Origin of the sequence: Breoghania sp. L-A4, from assembly GCF_003432385.1 — a bacterium.
Lineage (GTDB): Bacteria > Pseudomonadota > Alphaproteobacteria > Rhizobiales > Stappiaceae > Breoghania.
On the sequence record NZ_CP031841.1, the window covers coordinates 1,163,008 to 1,180,071 of the forward strand.

Annotated in this window: 16 protein-coding genes and 4 pseudogenes; 10 read left to right on the plus strand and 10 right to left on the minus strand. The window is 62.1% G+C overall.

The window, feature by feature from the left end:
- Positions 1-38 precede the first annotated feature (38 nt).
- Positions 39-901 (plus strand): annotated as a pseudogene (locus D1F64_RS05435) (NAD(P)-dependent oxidoreductase).
- A 5-nt stretch (positions 902-906) separates the two neighbouring features.
- The gene (locus tag D1F64_RS05440; protein WP_205470665.1) at positions 907-1,353 is read left to right on the plus strand and encodes a GFA family protein; all 447 of its coding nucleotides are present in this window, start codon (positions 907-909) and stop codon (positions 1,351-1,353) included.
- A gap of 7 nt (positions 1,354-1,360) precedes the next feature.
- Here D1F64_RS05440 and D1F64_RS05445 read toward each other — a convergent pair.
- A pseudogene (locus tag D1F64_RS05445) lies at positions 1,361-1,908 on the minus strand (TetR/AcrR family transcriptional regulator).
- Positions 1,909-1,912: 4 nt separating this feature from the next.
- Positions 1,913-2,379: pseudogene (locus tag D1F64_RS05450) on the minus strand (nuclear transport factor 2 family protein).
- A gap of 184 nt (positions 2,380-2,563) precedes the next feature.
- Between D1F64_RS05450 and D1F64_RS05455 the strand changes: the two are divergent.
- From D1F64_RS05455 to D1F64_RS05465, 3 genes are all read left to right on the plus strand, one after another.
- Positions 2,564-3,079, plus strand: coding sequence for a thermonuclease family protein (locus D1F64_RS05455; protein ID WP_248304631.1), 516 nt, complete (start codon positions 2,564-2,566; stop codon positions 3,077-3,079).
- 201 nt (positions 3,080-3,280) lie between these two features.
- Positions 3,281-4,231, plus strand: coding sequence for a tyrosine-type recombinase/integrase (locus D1F64_RS05460; RefSeq protein WP_117411594.1), 951 nt, complete (start codon positions 3,281-3,283; stop codon positions 4,229-4,231).
- A 35-nt stretch (positions 4,232-4,266) separates the two neighbouring features.
- Positions 4,267-5,100 carry a methyltransferase domain-containing protein gene (locus D1F64_RS05465; protein WP_162901317.1) on the plus strand — a complete coding sequence of 278 codons (834 nt, stop codon included), beginning with the start codon at positions 4,267-4,269 and terminating at the stop codon, positions 5,098-5,100.
- Here the strand turns inward: D1F64_RS05465 and D1F64_RS23100 are convergent.
- Positions 5,084-6,340, minus strand: a complete 1,257-nt coding sequence (locus D1F64_RS23100; protein WP_162901318.1) for a hypothetical protein — start codon at positions 6,338-6,340, stop codon at positions 5,084-5,086. The two genes, D1F64_RS05465 and D1F64_RS23100, sit on opposite strands and share 17 nt — an antisense overlap.
- A 225-nt stretch (positions 6,341-6,565) precedes the next feature.
- Between D1F64_RS23100 and D1F64_RS05470 the strand changes: the two are divergent.
- Positions 6,566-6,709 (plus strand): annotated as a pseudogene (locus tag D1F64_RS05470) (IS481 family transposase); the annotation flags it as partial.
- 13 nt (positions 6,710-6,722) lie between these two features.
- On the opposite strand, the gene D1F64_RS05475 reads toward D1F64_RS05470, so the two are convergent.
- The 6 genes from D1F64_RS05475 to D1F64_RS05490 all read right to left on the minus strand — a co-directional run bounded on the left by D1F64_RS05475 (position 6,723) and on the right by D1F64_RS05490 (position 11,919).
- The gene (locus tag D1F64_RS05475; protein WP_117411596.1) at positions 6,723-7,106 is read right to left on the minus strand and encodes a hypothetical protein; all 384 of its coding nucleotides are present in this window, start codon (positions 7,104-7,106) and stop codon (positions 6,723-6,725) included.
- Positions 7,060-7,593 (minus strand): hypothetical protein, encoded by a 534-nt coding sequence (locus D1F64_RS23105; protein WP_162901319.1) that lies wholly within the window; start codon positions 7,591-7,593, stop codon positions 7,060-7,062. Before D1F64_RS23105 ends, D1F64_RS05475 begins: the two co-directional genes overlap by 47 nt.
- 278 nt (positions 7,594-7,871) lie before the next feature.
- Positions 7,872-10,031: a multicopper oxidase family protein gene (locus D1F64_RS05480; protein ID WP_117411597.1), complete on the minus strand. Its 2,160-nt coding sequence runs from the start codon at positions 10,029-10,031 to the stop codon at positions 7,872-7,874.
- A gap of 256 nt (positions 10,032-10,287) precedes the next feature.
- Complete coding sequence (locus D1F64_RS25330; RefSeq protein ID WP_346432301.1) at positions 10,288-10,491, minus strand: DnaJ C-terminal domain-containing protein; 204 nt, start codon at positions 10,489-10,491, stop codon at positions 10,288-10,290.
- Positions 10,488-11,243, minus strand: a complete 756-nt coding sequence (locus tag D1F64_RS05485; RefSeq protein ID WP_346432302.1) for a DnaJ domain-containing protein — start codon at positions 11,241-11,243, stop codon at positions 10,488-10,490. The genes D1F64_RS25330 and D1F64_RS05485 overlap by 4 nt, the downstream gene beginning before the upstream one ends.
- A gap of 187 nt (positions 11,244-11,430) precedes the next feature.
- Positions 11,431-11,919, minus strand: coding sequence for an RT0821/Lpp0805 family surface protein (locus D1F64_RS05490; protein WP_117411598.1), 489 nt, complete (start codon positions 11,917-11,919; stop codon positions 11,431-11,433).
- A 53-nt stretch (positions 11,920-11,972) separates the two neighbouring features.
- Here D1F64_RS05490 and pdxH point away from each other — a divergent pair, with 53 nt between their 5' ends.
- Together pdxH and D1F64_RS05500 are read left to right on the plus strand one after the other, a co-directional pair.
- On the plus strand, positions 11,973-12,611 hold the full coding sequence (pdxH, locus tag D1F64_RS05495) for a pyridoxamine 5'-phosphate oxidase (RefSeq protein WP_117411599.1): 639 nt from the start codon (positions 11,973-11,975) through the stop codon (positions 12,609-12,611).
- A 63-nt stretch (positions 12,612-12,674) separates the two neighbouring features.
- Positions 12,675-13,283 carry a LysE/ArgO family amino acid transporter gene (locus tag D1F64_RS05500; protein WP_205470763.1) on the plus strand — a complete coding sequence of 203 codons (609 nt, stop codon included), beginning with the start codon at positions 12,675-12,677 and terminating at the stop codon, positions 13,281-13,283.
- Positions 13,284-13,578: 295 nt separating this feature from the next.
- Here D1F64_RS05500 and D1F64_RS23110 read toward each other — a convergent pair whose 3' ends face one another.
- Positions 13,579-13,734: a hypothetical protein gene (locus tag D1F64_RS23110; RefSeq protein WP_162901320.1), complete on the minus strand. Its 156-nt coding sequence runs from the start codon at positions 13,732-13,734 to the stop codon at positions 13,579-13,581.
- Between the two features lie 686 nt (positions 13,735-14,420).
- Here D1F64_RS23110 and D1F64_RS05505 point away from each other — a divergent pair.
- Both D1F64_RS05505 and D1F64_RS05510 read left to right on the plus strand, forming a co-directional pair.
- Entirely contained in the window at positions 14,421-16,046 is a 1,626-nt protein-coding gene (locus D1F64_RS05505) for a long-chain-fatty-acid--CoA ligase (protein WP_117411601.1), read from the plus strand.
- A 52-nt stretch (positions 16,047-16,098) separates the two neighbouring features.
- Positions 16,099-17,058, plus strand: coding sequence for a DUF1499 domain-containing protein (locus D1F64_RS05510; protein WP_117411602.1), 960 nt, complete (start codon positions 16,099-16,101; stop codon positions 17,056-17,058).
- Positions 17,059-17,064 lie beyond the last annotated feature (6 nt).

Below are 17,064 nucleotides of genomic sequence, written 5' to 3' on the forward strand. Positions count from 1 at the left end.
AACCGGGCGCGGCACGCAAGACAGGAACGGAGCATCGCATGACCCTGAGCGGAAAGACCCTGTTCATCACCGGCGCCTCGCGCGGCATCGGTCTGGCGATCGGCCTGCGCGCCGCGCGCGACGGCGCCAATGTGGCGATTGCGGCCAAGACCGCCGAGCCGCATCCGAAACTCGAAGGCACCATCTATACCGCCGCCGAGGCCATCGAGAAGGCCGGCGGCAAGGCGCTGCCGCTGGTGGTCGACGTGCGTGACGAGGAGGCGGTGAAGGCGGCGCTCGCCAAGACGGCCGAAGTCTTCGGCGGTATCGACATTCTCGTCAACAACGCCTCCGCGATCCAGCTCACGCCGCTTCAGCAGACCGACATGAAGCGGTTCGATCTGATGCACCAGATCAACACCCGCGGCACCATGGTGTGCTGCAAGCACGCCATTCCGTATCTGGAGAAGGCTGAGAACCCGCACATCATCACCCTGTCGCCGCCGCTGGACATGAACCCCAAATGGTTCGCTGGCCACATGCCCTATTCCATCGCCAAATACGGCATGAGCCTGGTGGTGCTGGGGCTGGCGGGCGAGCTGCGCTCCAAGAAGATCGCCGTCAACGCGCTGTGGCCGCGCACGACGATCGCCACGGCGGCGGTAAAGAACCTGCTCGGCGGCGACAAGATGATGCAGGCCAGCCGCACGCCGGAGATCCTCGCCGATGCCGCCCACATGATCTTCGAGCAGCCCTCGGACAGCTTCACCGGCAATTTCCTGATCGACGACACCTTCATGTCCGAGCATGGGGTGACCGATTTCGACCGCTACCGCGTCGACCCTCGGTCGGCCTGATGCGCGATTTCTTCGTCCCCGACGACAGCGTCCCGCCGGTGGATCTGGGGCCCGTGAAGGGGTAGGGGCTGTGAGCGACCGGACCGCGACAAGCTGCACCGAAGCACCCGTGACGGGCCGTTGCTATTGCGGCGTCACGACCTTTCACGCGTCCGCGCCGCCGAGCTTCGTTGCCTATTGCCACTGCGCGGACTGCCGGCGTGTCACGGGCGCGCCGGTTGCGGCGTTTGCGGCTTTCCGCTGCGAAGAGGTGACGTTCGCGCCCGACGAGGGGCGCGTCGTCAACACCAACCCGGGAGTCACGCGCAGCTTCTGCGGCAGCTGCGGCTCGCCTCTCGCGGGCCGCTACGACTATCTGCCCGGCATGGTCTATATCGGCGTGGGATTGCTTGACCAGGCGGATGCGTATCCGCCCGCGCGTCATGCGCATGCGGGCGAAAAACTGGCCTGGCTGCACATTACCGATGATCTGGAGCGGGACGTGGGCTCGGCCCGCGATCATCTTGGCCCGCGCTGATGCCGCTTTACATGTCTTGAGCCCGCACGCGCAGCCGCTCCAGCGTGCGGGAAAAGATCGCCGGATCGTCGGCCGCGCGGGCCAGCACCAGCGCGCCCTGGATGCCGCCGACGATCTCCTCGGCGAGGCCTGTCGCATCCGCGTTGCCGGTGCGGGCGAGGGCGCCCTCCAGCGCGTCTGTCCAGCGGGCGAAATAGCCGGCGATGGCGCCTCTGAAGCGGTCGCGCGTGTCGCAAAGCGCGAACGCGCCGACGAGGCACACCCGGCGGCCGGAGTGAAAATAGGTCTCCACCGCGTCGAACATGGCGCTGATGCCGTCCGCGCCGCCAGTCTCCAGCAGCGCGAAGACGTTGGCCTCGAACCAGCCGTCGATCTCGGCCAGAACCGCTTCGGCCATCTCGTCCTTCCCGCCGGGAAAGAAGTGATACAGGCTGCCCTTGCCGAGCCCGCTGGCCGACCCCAGGCGCGTCAGCGACGCGCCCTCATAGCCGTGCTCGCGAAACACCTCCGCGAGCCTGGGATCACATCGGCGCGTTCGGTGATCAGGCGGGGCATGGGGTTACAGCCCCAGCGCGCTCAGGCCGGGATGGTCGTCCGGGCGGGGCCCTGCGGCCAGCGGAATTTCCGTTCGTGCTCGGCGATCGCCAGATCGTTGATGCTGGCGTGGCGCTGGCGCATCAATCCGTCCCCGGAAAACTCCCAGTTCTCGTTGCCGTAGGAGCGGAACCAGCGGCCGTCATCGTCGTGCCACTCGTAGGCGAAGCGCACGGCGATGCGGTTGCCGGCATGCGCCCAGACCTCCTTGATCAGCCGGTAGTCCTGCTCCTTGCGCCACTTCTCGGTGAGAAACGCGACGATCTCCGCCCGGCCGGTGAGAAACCTGTCGCGGTTGCGCCAGGTGCTGTCGAGTGTGTAGGCGAGCGACACGCGTTCGGGATCGCGGGTGTTCCACGCATCCTCCGCCGCGCGCGCCTTCTGCGCGGCACTGGCATCGTCGAACGGCGGCAGGGGCGGGCGCGCTGTCATGAAAAACCTCAACTGTACCGATTGGTCTAGTATTGTACCTATCGGTACAGAGCCAGCGAGTCAACCGCGCTGTGGCGTCCCGGGCGCGGTACCCCGGTGGTGCGCCGCGGATCCGGAACGATCCCGCATGCGTTAGGCGAACCGAAACGCTCTCCCTCCATCCTGCGCGCAACAGGGAGAGCGCATGTCCAGGATCATCACCTTCAAGCCCCGGCGCGGCAAACCGGGCAAGGGCTTGCGCGCCCGGATCAAATCCGCCGTTGTCATCGTGATCGGTATCGGCGTGGCCGCCTACCATGTGATGGGGGAGGGCCCGGTGGCTGCCGGGCTCGGCGCGGTCTCCGTTGCGCCTGTCGTGGCCTACGGCCATTGCTCCGGACCCATCCGCGTCAACTGCGTGGTGGACGGCGACACGCTGTGGAGCGGCGGCGTGAAAATCCGCGTCGCCGACATCGACACGCCGGAGGTCGGCCGCCCGCGCTGCGCGGCGGAAAAGGCGCTCGGCGACCGCGCCACCAGCCGCATGATCGAGCTGGTCAACGCCGGCCCGTTCCGGATGCGGGCGTGGCCGGGCCGCGACGAGGACCGCTACGGCCGCAAGCTCCGCGTGCTGATGCGCGACGGCCGCTCGCTCGGCGACACGCTGGTGGCCGAAGGCCTCGCCCGCCCCTGGACCGGCCGCCGCCAGCCGTGGTGCTGAGGTGTTCTCCCGATGTCATCCCGGACGCGCTGCAGCACGCAGTGCTGCCGCGCAGATCCGGGACCCAGCGCTAGACTTGCCGAAGGCGCCGTACGCGCGGCCAGCGCAAATGGCCGAGGCGCATTGCAGGCACCCGTCTGACAGCAATTGATTAAGCGCGGGCCGCTATCCCTGATATGTCAAATATACTGAGGGGACATCATGGGGGCGTTCGATCTCGCGGCGCAGTGCGCGCGGTTCGTGGATTATTGCCGGGACATAAAATCGCTGTCGTCCAACACGCTGGATGCCTATGCGCAGGATCTCACGGAGTTTCGTGTCTTTGTCGGGCTGCAGACGGAGCGCGATTTTTCCGGCGAACTGATGGGCGCCTATGTGCGCTGGCTGCGCGAGGAGAGGGAATTGAGCCCGGCGACCGTGCGGCGGCGGATCGCCTGCCTGAAGGCATTCTTCAAGTGGGCGAAGGAAGGCCGGGCGCTGCCGCGGTCGCCGTTTGACGACACCGCAATCGTGGTGCGCATCCCCAAGCGCCTGCCGCGCGCCCTGTCGCGCCAGCAGGTGCGTGAGGTCGCCGGCGCCGTGGGAGCTGGGCCCGATCGGGCCATGGCGGAGGCCGGCGGCGCCGGGCAAGACCCATGCGACTGGCGCGCGACCACCTATCTCGCCGTGTGCCTGATGCTGGCCACCGGCATCCGGGTCGGCGAGTTGACGGCGATCCGGTTGAAGGATCTCGATCCCGACTGCACGATCATCAATGTGTCGGGCAAGGGCTCGCGCGACCGCACGGTGTTTCTGGCCAATGCGGGGCTGTCGGCGGCGCTGCGCGCCTATGTCGGCCGCCGCATGCGCCTGGTGGTGCCCGACGATCTGCTGCTGCGCAACGCGCGCGGCCGGCCGCTGACGCCGCAGGCCTTGCGCATCCGGCTGCGCAAGCTTGGCGAGGGGCTCGCCTTCTCCCAGCGCCTGACCCCGCACCGCTTCCGCCACACCGCGGCGACGATCCTGCTCGAGGAGGGCATCGACATCCGCTACGTGCAGCGGCTCCTGGGCCACTCGACCATCTCGACAACGGAAATCTACACCCACGTGACCGACATCAGCCTCCGCCAAGCCCTCGAACGCGCGGACGTGGTGGCACGGGTGGGGGTATGAGGAGGAAGAAACATTGATAACTCGGAATTATGGGTATGCAAAAAGCTTCAGCGTCAGCTTCCACTGGGCAAGCCTTTGCATCATCAGACTGGTTGATTAATCACTATCTATCCAAGTCCCCTCAAGTATTGCGCTATGTTGCATCGTTGCCGATATTCCCTGGAGACCGCGTACTGGATCTTGGGTGTGGCATTGGTTTCTATATGGAATACTTCCTGAGAATGGTTGGAACTGCCGGGAAAGTCGTTGGCCTGGATCACGATCCCGAATTAACGTCGATCGCAAGGGAAAATCTCCAAAGGGGCTTCTTTGACAACTGGGAAATTGTGAATAGCGACATATTTCAGTTCGCTAAAAATTTTAAATACTTCAATAAAATCATACTATTTAATTGCCTTTCTTATCAGGAAAATCTAAAGTCAACAATAGAACATTTGTATCAGAACCTTTCGGCGGGTTCCTTGTTAATTATTAAGGATTTCGACATGACTACATCAGTCTACAATCCGATTGATAAAAGACTGCATGGCGAGTTGATCGAGGCTGTAAGGAAAGAGCTTATTGTTCGTCCGACTGGGAAAATAAACAAATTTGTTGGTGGCGCATTGCACGGTATTTCAAATGAGATCTCCGGTGCGAAATCCTGTAGCTCTATTTGGTCATACATCAATACGCATCCATTTTCCAGGCAACAAATTCAGTTCATGAGGGAAACACACGCAAATTCGGTCGAGATGGCTCATGGCCACTGTTCTGACGAAGTTATTCGCTACATAAGCTCTCAGTTCATCGACGAGGATGCGTTTTTTTACGAAGCTCAGGCGTCATCATTTGTGGAAAACGAACACTTGGTCATACTGCCGGCATAGCGGCGGCAGACCGGGCCAGGTAATTTGCCTTTTTGTAGAAGGGAACAGCTTCTTTGGAAAAAGGAGCTGATGCTGTCTTTTTAAAAAGATGGCTTAACACGAAAGCAAGAATTGCTGCGGGATTAAAAACATGCGCGAGCCAAGATAGGGGGAGGCTTAAGAGGCTAATTATGTCAACTATTCCTGACCTTCCAAGTTTGTGAATTCGGTTTTCAAACAGGGAGTTTAGAATTAGTTTTGTACTTTCCTCATCGAGTTCATGGCGCAGGTGCCACACCTCCTTCTCCAAATCAAAAATGTCCGATGAGGCCTCAACGCAACTGTGATATTTGTCCTTGAAGCGGTGCCATGCACCATCCCCATTTCTTATTGTTTGGATGTTTGTTGGACTAAGACGTATCAGCTTTCTCGACACATCGCGACCCAACTGCCAGTCCAGAAATCTCATGAAAATGGCGGGCGAATAGAGCATTGCCTTCACGAAGACGGGATTGTCCTCGCTCCCAATGTTTATTTCGCCGTATGAATACCTGATCCGCTCAGAATTCACCGTTATGACGGGAGCGTAGTTTTGATAGCAATAATCCTGCCAGGCTCGGTAGTACGATTTGTAGAAGGCGGAGGATAAGTCCTCGGCGAGGTTATTGCTGTCCATCCATTTATAGAACTCGAGCGATCCAATATAACTATAGGAATTGTAGAATTGCCGTACAAAACCAGCTCCATTTTCTAAATTCGATCGGTAGATGGGATTGTCAAGCAGGGATAATGTCTCTAACAAAAAACGATCATGACCGATATCGAAGCGAGACGAGTCTCTTGTAACAAGCGGATTTATCCGGGCAATGCTCTCCACTCTTTTGAGATATTTGTCTTCTTTTAGGTGGGCGTATTCTTTGGTTGCATAGCTAAAGCCTTTTTCAAGCATCGTTCCCGAATCGTTAGCACCCCACCCGCAGAGATTGACGATGCCTAATTCGAGTAACTGTTTAAACTGGTCGCTCGTGACAACTTGCTGAACGACTAGCATGTTACGCCTGTTAGCAAAGCTTAGAATGTTTTCAATTGGTATGAAAATCTTATCGAAATACAAGCAAAGCAATTTAATATTATTCAGGTGGAATATCGCTTCGCTTTTGGCATTTATCTCTTCTGGCGATGCGTGATGGAGGTAATACGGTGTCATATGGCTCAGTTCATTGTAGAGAGCACATTTTCGACCGGCGATGTGATCTGTCATCAATGGGCTCATACCCATAATTCCGAGTTATGTGAAATAAATTTGGATAGGTACCGTAAGGTTAGATTTGGATGTTGACAACAAAAAAACTTGCTGCTCTGTCCGGCTTTTTTGTGATCGCGGGGGAGTGGAGGGGGCTATTTGTGGCCTCTCAGGAGGTTGTCCCTTCGGGCCGGGCCGAGGAGCCCTGAGTTACCAAGCTTCAGCGCTTCGCGCAGGACCCGAATGAACATTCACAAGAATGCCCGTCTGGCACCTTTGCGTCGAGAGGAAATGGCTCTGGCGGTCATCGAGTGCTGTCGTTCGAAGGCCCAGGTGAAGCGGGTCTATGGCGTCTTGGCCAAGATTGCTGCCCAGTGGGGCAAGCGCAAAAGCTAGCAGTTTATCTCTCGCAAACCTGCCGCGTAACCGGAATGTCTCCGATTTCGCTGCCGTCCTTGCGCAGATAGAGGTGCGTGATCACCGCACCTGCGTCGATGATGTCAATTAGACCATCAAGGGTGCAGTTATGCTGTTGTACCTTCACGCGCATGCCCGCGGACAAGAAATCCATAGGCGGATCCATCTCGTAGATATATTTCAGTTCCGCGTCTTGTGCCTCAATCCGCAGCAAGGTCGTCGTCTTGTCTACTACCCGCGGTGTTGTTACTTGTGCAGCCATTGTCGTGAGGGTGCGGTCGAGCAACGCCTGGTTGAAGGCGCCCGCCGCTGCTGCCGCCTCAACGCGGCGTATCCCTTCGACCTGCGCATAATTCGAAAGGCTCATGCCCGCGGTAAGCAAGACGAAACCTGAAGCGACGCCAAGGCCGCCTGTCAGTAGGGGGATCGTCGGCACGCGGTTGACCGATACCTCGCTCTTCGAGGCGCTCAGTAGTAGCCCATAAGTTCGCTATCGGAATAAAGCCTAGCGCGCCCATCCGGCCATGCCCATAGGCGTCACGTGAGCGCGCGGCGGAGATACGCGCCAGAAAGAACCCGCCAAACATTGAGGCGAGCATTTCAAGGCCGATGATGATCCAGAAGAAGCCGCCGATAATCGACTGCACGATTAAGTCCATTCCGATGAAAGTCACAGCGGACACGCAGAGGAAAATCAGGCCTGACAAAGCGAAGTAAGTGGCGCGCATTATCTCGGTGACTGATCGATCGGTAACGCCACCGATGATCCCGCCAAGAATCACGAAGCCATAGCTAAGTGCGCGTACCTGATCGTCCGGAATTTCTGAATACTGCAAAGCAAGTTCTTCAAGCACGCTTTTCTCCCGGGAATGGATTTTTCATTGGACGTTTCGTTGCGCACCGTTTGTCGAGAATTTGTAGGATTTGCAGCGATGTCATTTCTTCAATCCATTGCGAAATTTAGATGCTCGGCTATGATATGAAAAATTCAATATAGACTGAAGTTGCTCTGAGTTAGGAAATTTTAGTTCCGATTTTTGTTGAGCTAAATCATCATTGCCGAATTGATATCATAAAATACACTGAGAATTATGCTTCACGCTTTAAAGCGGAATACGCCCACTTCCCCCCCTCACTGGTGCCCCATGGCCGCAACCCCGCCGGAGCCGTCGGGAATCGCGATGCTGATGTTCTGCATCATGCCCTGGTCCTCGTGATCGAGGATGTGGCAATGAAGGACGAATTCGCCGATGTAGCGGCGGTAGCGGGTGCGGGTCGTAAACGTCACGCCCTGCTCGATGAACAGCGTGTCCTTCCAGACCCCCTTGAGCCCGGCGTATTGGCTGTTCGAGCCCGCGACGCTCACGTCCGCGCCCGAGGCGTCCGTGATCGAGACGATCTGGAACGGATTGACGTGGATGTGGAACGGGTGGCCGCCGGTGAACGACGTCAGCGTCCATTCGTCCACGCCGTCGAGCATCAACGTGCGGTCGATGCGGTCGGGCGCGTAGGGCGCGGCGTTCCACAGCACCGTGTTGCCGGAGAAATCCTGGCCCAGCTCGCCGATCTCGAACTGCACGGGTGAATCGGCCTCAAGGCCCGCGACGAAGATGCGGAAGCCGAGCGTCTGCTGGCCGGTCACCTCGTTCTCCGCAATGTCCGGCTGATCGATGAAGGCGGAGAGCTTCAGCCCGTCCTCGAGATCCGCCACCACGGATGCACGCACGTCCGGCGGCATGAAGGTTTGCGCGGCCGTCACCAGCGCGCGTTGCACCACGACGTTCGCCGGCTCTCCGGACGGCGCGCCCGAGGCGGCCACCTCGACGTAGCCGAGCAGCTCGCGGCCGTGTTCCTGGCTGTTGACGGTCTCCTCCGCCTCCAGCTCGCCGTCGATGATGCAGTAGGTGCCGGGCTCGGGAAACACCATCAAAAGGTCCTGCCGGTAGCCCGGCTGCAGCACCGTGTCCTGCTGCTCGAGAATTTTTCCACGCGTCAGCCCGTCGGACGCCATGACCATTTCCGGCAAGGGCGCGCCCTTGCAGTTCGCGTCGACGAAATCCTGCCGCGCGTCGGAGGACACCGCGTTGTAGGCGAGCACTGTTGCGGAGGGTTCCAGCTTGCGGAACCGCACGTTGATGGTGTCGCGCACGCCTGCGTGCACCAGCCGCCAGCGTTCCACCTGGCCGGCGACGGCGCCCTTGAACGTCGGCTCGACGACGCCGTTGATCGAGGTGTAGCGCCCGGATGCGTTCCAGGCCGGCGGGCCGAACTGGTCATAGCCCTCGATGGTGCCGACATCGCCGGGATCGCATTTCCAGGTGCCGTCGGGATTGGTCTTGATGGCGCCGTCGGCGTTGCGGCAGGCGTAGGCGATCTGCTGGAACAGCACCAGCCGGTCGCGAAACGGCGTGCCTTGCGGGCTGCGCAGCAGCGTGTCGATGTCGCCGGTCTCGACGCCGCCGCCGGGAAGCGCCTGGGGCAACCGGTCGCCGTGGATCACCAGCGCGCCGGCCATGCCGGAGGAGACCTGCAGCGCGGTGGAGCCGTGCAGGTGCGAGTGGTACCAGAAGGTGCCGGCGGGATGGTCGGACGGGATGTTGTATTCGTACTGGAAGTCGACGCCCGGCTTGACCGACAGCAGCACGTTGTCGCTGTTGCCGGTCGGGCTCACCCACAGTCCGTGCGTGTGCATGTTGGTGGTGTTGAAGCAGTGCGGGATGTTCGGATCGCCCATGCTCAAGGCGCAGGAAGGGTCGTCGGCGGGCAGCTGGTTGCGCAGCGTCAGGCGAAAGGTCTCGCCGGGCCAGATGTCGACCCGCGGTCCGACGAAAGGCACGGTCTGGCTGGTCACATCGCCGACATAGGAGCGCAGATTCACCGCGTCATTGTGGCCGGTGGCGGGGTTGTAGAGCGTGCCTTGGGTGTATGTGATGGCGAGATCGTAGAAGACTTCCGTTCCTGGCCCGCGGCCTTCGTTGCTCATCGGCGCAAGCGGGGAGAGGGCTTGCGGGGCGATGGCCTGCGGCTGCCGCTTGGCCAGCGGCGCGTCCGTATCGAGGCGCTCGGGCGGCGCCAGCGTCCTCAGCTCGGCCGAGGGCGGCTCGATCACCGCGCGGCTGCCCACTTGTGCCCGGGCGGGCGACAGCGGCGCGGCGAAGGCCAGCAACGCGAGCAGTGTCACAAGGCCGGGGACAAGGCGTCCCGCTGCGATTCCGCCGGAGGGGTGGCCGGTGTTGTGGCGGCGTGTCGGGTGGACGGCGAGACGGATGTGAAGACGGGCGGGGTGGCGCATCGGGCATCTCCGCAAATTGATTCAAAAAACAGTCGAAAAACAGTCAAATCGGACTCGAAAACGCGGCAAATAGACTGAAAATAGTCGTCGCAGTTGCGTGGATCACCTTAGGGCAATTCGGCGCGGAATCCATCCGGAAATCGGTCCCCGGAATGCAAAAAGGCGCGCGGGAGCCCCGCGCGCCCTTGCCGGCGCCCACGTTGCGCGGGCCCGGTTACCCAAGGTGTCCTGTCCGTACCGTCAGGCGATCAAAGGCTTATTCGTAGTCCGATCCGCGCGGATTATAGGGTTTGGTTTCCTTCCAGACCCGCATCAGGGCGTCGAGATCGGCGTCCGGCTTCTCCGGCAGGGCGATGCGCAGGCTGACCATCAGGTCGCCGCGGCCGCCGTCCTTGTCCGGCATGCCCTTGCCCTTCAGGCGCAGGGTCTTGCCCCCGCTGGAATTGGCGGGAATGTTCAATTCAACCGGGCCTTCCAGCGTCGGCACGCGCACCTTGCCCCGAGCACCGCCTCATACAGCGTCACCGGCAGATTGAGCCGCAGGTTGGTGCCATCGGGGGTGAACAGCGGGTGGCGGGCGAGCGCGATCTCCACCATCGCGTCACCGGGCTGGCCGCCCACCGGGCTCGCATGCCCTTGGCCTTTCAGGCGAATTTGTTCGCCGGGCTGGGTGCCCGCGGGGATTTTTACATCCACCGTCTTGCCGCTGGGCAGCGTTACCCGCGCCTTGCCGCGGTGGACCATGTCGTCGAGCGTGACGCGGGCCAGCAGGGTGATGTCTTCCCCGCGCGGCCGCGGCTGAGCGCTTGTGCGCTGTCCGCCGGGATGCGCCCGGGCGCCACCGCCGGCGAAGCCGCCCAGAATGTCGCTGAGGATGTCCTCGAACCCGCCGCCGCCGGGCCCCCCGGCGGTCGAGAAGCGGTGGCTGCGCGTGCTCTGCGCCCCGCCGCCACCGAAGCCCCCAAAGCCTTCAAATCCCTGGAACTTTTCCTTGCCCTCGGCATCGATCGCGCCGCGGTCGAACTGCGCGCGTTTCTCCTTGTCGCCAAGGATCTCATAGGCCTGATTGGCTTCGGAGAATTTCTGCTGCGCCTGATCGTTCCCGGCGTTCTGGTCCGGGTGGTACTTCTTAGCCAGGGTGCGAAAGGCTCGCTTGATTTCCGCCTCGGACGCCGTGGGCGAGACGCCGAGAACCTCATAAGGATTTCGCATTGTCGGAACCGTTGTCTGGATGACGCGCCGCGTACCGGGCGCAAATTTGCACCAGATATGGGGCCATTGGGGAAAAAATGCCAGTGGGTGCGGTCATATGCCGGTGCGGCCCGGCCTTTCGGCGGCAATGCGGCGACGCATGCGCGCGGCAAGGCGCCTGGAATCGCGCGGAAATCCGGGGCCGGGATTACGAGCCGGCCGGCTCGAGCACCGTAACGTGCCACTTGTTGAAACTGTCCGGGCAGGCCATGCCGGTGTAGTTGCGCAGCCCCTCGATGGTGTTGGCGGAGGTGGTGAAGCGCGCGCAACCACGGTTTCCCGCCGGGTCCGCCTCGAAAAGCTCGGTGATCGTGCCCCGGTTGCCGGTCTCGGGATTGGCCCAGGCCAGCGGCACCATGGTCTCCGCGTCTGCGGGGTTCTCCGGCAGCGCCTCGACAATCCGCCGGCGGTCACTCAAGGTGACGTCCAGATCGGCGGTGTTGCCGATGTTGCCGGTGAGATCGATGGGGGCGTTGACGTCGCTCGTGCCCGCGGCCCCTCCAAGAGGAATCGCGATTCCGGCGCAACCGGCCAGTGCGCCGGCGGCAAGGGCGGCGATCGCGAGCCCGGAGAGGGCGCACCGATACTGGCGCAATCCGCGCCAGTGGTTATAAGACGTCGGAGAGGATCGGTTCATTCTCTGCCAACCTGTTTACGCCAATACGCTCGAAAACCGGAAAAAAAGCCCTGATGTCCGATACCCCCGATAATCCGCCAAAAGCCTTAACAAAGGATGATTTCACGGTCGCCAGCGAGCCGTTCCTTGTGTTTGCCGAGTGGCTTGCGGAAGCGGAAGGCGCGGAAGTGAACGACCCCACGGCGATGGCGCTGGCCACGGTCGATGCGGGCGGCATGCCCAATGTGCGCATGGTTCTGCTCAAGCAGGCGGACGAGGAAGGTTTTGTCTTCTACACGAATTTCGAGAGCCAGAAGGGCGAGGAGATCCTCAGTGCCGGCAAGGCTGCATTGTGCTTCCACTGGAAGTCGCTGCGCCGCTCCGTCCGGGTGCGCGGGCTGGTGACGCCGGTGTCGGACGCCGAGGCCGATGCCTATTACGCCTCGCGCCCGCGCGGCAGCCGCATCGGCGCCTGGGCCTCCAAACAGTCGCGGCCGCTGGAAAGCCGCTTCGCGCTGGAAAAGCAAGTCGCCAAATACACCGCCAAATTCGGCATCGGCGACATTCCGCGCCCGGCGCATTGGTCGGGCTTCCGCCTGGTGCCGCTGGCGATCGAGTTCTGGCAGGACCGTCCGTTCCGGCTGCACGACCGCATCCGCTTCACGCGCGATCACGCCGGCGACGCCTGGCGCACCGAGCGGCTCTATCCGTAGGCGCCTTGCCGGCGCGAGACCGCATTGCCGTACACTGGACGCTGATCCCGCATGAATCTCCCGATCTTCCAACCGGCGATCGCCGGCTTTTTCCTGGGCGCCAGCCTGATCATCGCGATCGGCGCGCAAAACGCCTTCCTGCTGCGCCAGGGACTGCTGCGCCAGCATGTGCTGCTGCTGGTGCTGATCTGCGCCGCATCGGACGCGCTGCTGATCGCAGCCGGCGTCGCGGGCCTGGGTTCGCTGGTGCGCGGCGCGCCGTCGCTGCTGCCGCTGGTGACGCTCGCGGGAGCGGCGTTTCTGCTTGTCTATGGCGCGCTGGCGTTGCGCCGCGCGGTGCATCCCGGCGTGCTGTCCGGTGCTGGCGGCGGGCCGACGGGCTGGGCGCCTGCGGCGCTGACCTGCCTGACGCTGACCTGGGCCAATCCGCATGTGTATCTGGATACGGTCGTGCTGATCGGCGGCCTGTCGGCGCGCTACGGCGACGCCGGGCGACTGGCCTTCGGTGGCGGCGCTGTCGCCGCATCGTTTGCCTGGTTCTTCGCGCTGGGCTACGGCGCGCGGCTGCTCGCGCCGGTTTTCGCGCGTCCGCTTGCCTGGCGCGTGCTCGACGGGGCGATCTGCGCCATCATGTGGACGCTGGCAGGCCGGTTGCTTTCGGATATCCTGTAAGCCCGCGCACGGGCGCCGAAGCGGACTCACGGCACGACCCCGGGCACAAGCCAAGCACCACCCGCCGGCGGAACCATACGGTCACGCCGCCCACACCATGCGTTGTTCAGGGTAGATCCAGAGCGATTCTCACGCGGCAAATCCGCATGATGCGACGCCGCAAGCCGGGCCACATCTGTCGCCTTGGGATGCCTTGCATCAATGCAAAGCCGCCCATCGAGGGGACATCACTCGAGAATCAAAGCATCCAGCACGGGCTCGTCGGTCGCATCGATCCGATCCGACCGGACCTCGCCTAGCTGCCGCTCTTCACTTTGCGCTTCTGCGCATCACGGGTCTTCTGGCAATACGCGGCGGCGGTTACCGCCTGAATGCCGACCGGCTTGTAGAGCTTATCGAGATCCGGCTTTTCCTCGGCCTTGGATTGGCTGCCGTCACTTGATTTCTGCATTGTCTCAACTCATTGCGTGACATGCCGGCTTCCTGTCCGGTCATGTCGGGTGTGCCCACTCATGGGCATTATCGAGGCCCGATTGCCCGCCTGCGGGTCTCCCACCGCGCGGCGGTATCAAACGCGCCTCATGTCGTGTGCCAACGCTGCTTCTTCCCACGCTGCCGGACACACGTTTGACCGCTGACGCGGCCTGCAAAACCATCTCCCGAAGCCCAGATACCTTGGATCGGTTCCAAGCATGGGTGCCCGGCTTTGCCTTTGCACATTCAAGTAATTATAATCAAATGTGACGTTTTCAGGATTGCATAACGAAATTCTCAGGCCAATCACATTCGACAACAGCTTGTAATTTTCCGGGACCGGCCCAGGAACGGCGGAATCGTAGCGGTTTCGGAGCATTGGGGCCGCAAATATGTGTTTGGCGGGGCATTTGGCAGGCGCTCTTATCACAGTTATATGCACTCCCGCATCCATGTATCCCCCAATCCGGCCACCATGCGTGAAGCGAACGCCCGGCGGTGCGCTGCCCGCGGATTCCCTGAAGCTTCGCTTTACACGCTGCACGCCGTCGACTTTAATTCCGGCAACAAACACAATGCCCTTGAGCGATCCCCGCCGACTGGCGGCTGTCGGTGAGCCGGCCGCATCGAGGGCCTTGAAACGGATCTGGGAGGATACCGCCGATGCTCGGTCTGATGCAGGATTGGCCGCTTGTCTGCAGCCGGATACTTGATCACGCAGCCACATTTCACGCCGGGCGGGAAGTCGTGTCGCGTACGGTCGAGGGGCCGATTCACCGCACGACCTATGCCGAGATGCGCCGGCGCGCGCTGCGGCTGGCCCAGCGGCTCGAGCACCGTGGCATCAGGCTCGGCGACCGCTGCGCGACCCTGGCATGGAACACCGCGCGGCACATGGAAGTCTGGTATGGCCTGATGGGCATCGGCGCCATCTACCATACCGTCAACCCGCGGCTTTTTCCCGACCAGATCGCCTGGATCATCAATCACGCCGGCGATCGTCTGCTGTTCGTCGATCTCACCTTCATTCCGATCGTCGAGAAGATCTGGGATCAGTTGGAAACCATCGAGCAGGTCATCGTGCTGACCGACGCCGCCCATATGCCGCAGACCTCGCTTCCCGATGTGGCGCCCTACGAGGAGTGGCTGGCGGAAGCGGATGGCGACTTCGCCTGGAAGACCTTTGACGAGAACACCGCCGCCGGCATCTGCTACACCTCCGGCACCACGGGCGATCCCAAGGGCGTGGTCTATTCGCACCGGTCGAACGTGCTGCACGCCATGGCCGCCGGTCAGCCGGACATGCTCAATCTTTCCTCGCGCGACCGGGTGATGCCGGTCGTGCCGCTGTTCCATGCCAACGGCTGGTCGCTGGCCTTCTCCGCGCCCATGTCGGGGGCCGCGTTGATCATGCCCGGCGCGCGCATGGACGGGGAGGCGATCTGGGAGCTGCTGGACAGCGAAAAGGTTTCCTGCACCGCCGCCGTTCCCACCATCTGGTTGATGCTGCTGCAGTATCTGGAACAGAGCGGCAAGAAGCTGCCCTATCTCGACCGGGTGGTGATCGGCGGCTCGGCGTGTCCGCGCGCCATGCTGGTGAAGTTCGAGAACGTCTACGACGTCAGGGTCATGCACGCCTGGGGCATGACCGAAATGAGCCCGCTCGGCTCGGTCTGTTCACTGAAGCCGGAATACGATGCGCTGGAGGGCGATGCGCGGCTGGATATCCAGCAGAAACAGGGCCATCCGCCATTTCTCGTGGAAATGAAGATCACCGATGACGCCGGCAAGGAGCTGCCGTGGGACGGCAAGACCTTCGGGCGGCTCAAGGTGCGCGGCCCGGCGGTGACGAAATCGTATTTCAAGGGTGAGGGTGGCGAGGTGCTGGACGACGACGGTTTCTTCGACACCGGCGACGTCGCGCACATCGACGCCTACGGCTACATGCAGATCACCGATCGCGCCAAGGACGTGATCAAGTCCGGCGGCGAGTGGATCTCCACCATCGATCTGGAGAATCTGGCCGTCGGCCATCCCGATGTCGCGGAGGCCGCGGTGATCGGTGTGGCGCATCCAAAGTGGGACGAGCGGCCGCTGCTGGTGGTCGTGCCGCGTGAAGGCTCCGAGCCGACGCGCGAGGACCTTCTGGCCTTCATGAAGGGCAAGATCGCGAACTGGTGGATGCCCGACGACGTGATCTTCGTCGAGGAAATTCCGCATACCGCCACCGGCAAGATCCAGAAGACGCGCCTGCGCGAGCAGTTTGCGGACTACACGCTGCCCGTTTGACGCGCCGGCGTAAATCCCATTCCCGGCTGTTCACGCGGGGCTTTCGCATGATATGGCAGGCGATGAAGAGGTCGCCGGACCACCATTGCGCCCGGCCCGGTCTTTCGAGCCGCTGACACCAGTGTGGATCGCCATGCACAAGCGCCTGCCCATCCGGCGGTCTTTCGCCGCGCAGACGAGCCGCTGGACCGGCGTCGTCAGCGTGCCGGTGCTGCTTATCGGCGGCTTGCTGCATCGCATGGAGTTCCTTGACACGCCGACGCTTTACACGGTGCTTGCGGCCGGTTTCGTTTTGGCGCTGGTCGCGGTGCTGACAGGTGTCGGCGCTCTGAGCATGATTTGGCAAAACGGCGGTCTGGGGACGTCCGAGGCGCTGCGCGGGATCATCTACGGCGGCATTGCCCTGACTCCGGCGCTGCTCGCGACCTACGCGGTCGTCCAGTATCCGCGCCTCAATGACGTATCCACCGACGTCGCGGATCCGCCGCGTCTGCTGCGGCCGATCGATGCATCGGGTGGGAACGCGCCCGCGGACGATGCCGGACGCAAGGCCGGGTTCGAACTGCAGCGTGCCGCCTATCCGGACATCGTGCCGCGGCGGTTTCCCATCGGCACGGCGGAGCTTGACGCCGCCGTGCGTCAGGTGTTGGCGGATCGGGGCTGGACCATCGTGCGCGATTTGAAACCCGCGATGAACGACGATTCGGCGCAGATGTGGATCGAGGCGCGCACGCTGTTCGTTGGTTTCGTCGACGACATGACCATCCGAATCCGCCCCGACCGCATTGGCAGCCGGCTCGATCTGCGCTCCGCGTCGCGATACGGCGTGCATGATCTGGGCGCCAACGCGCGGCGCATCCGATCGTTTCTGGAAAGCCTCGATACCGTGTTGACCGAAGCCTACGGAACGCTGGAGCCGCCCGAGGAAGACGCCGCGCCTGACGATACAGAGGCGCCGGACGAGCCGGGCGTTCCAATGCCGGCGGCAAAGCCGAACGCCGTCAGCGGGTAGGGGCCG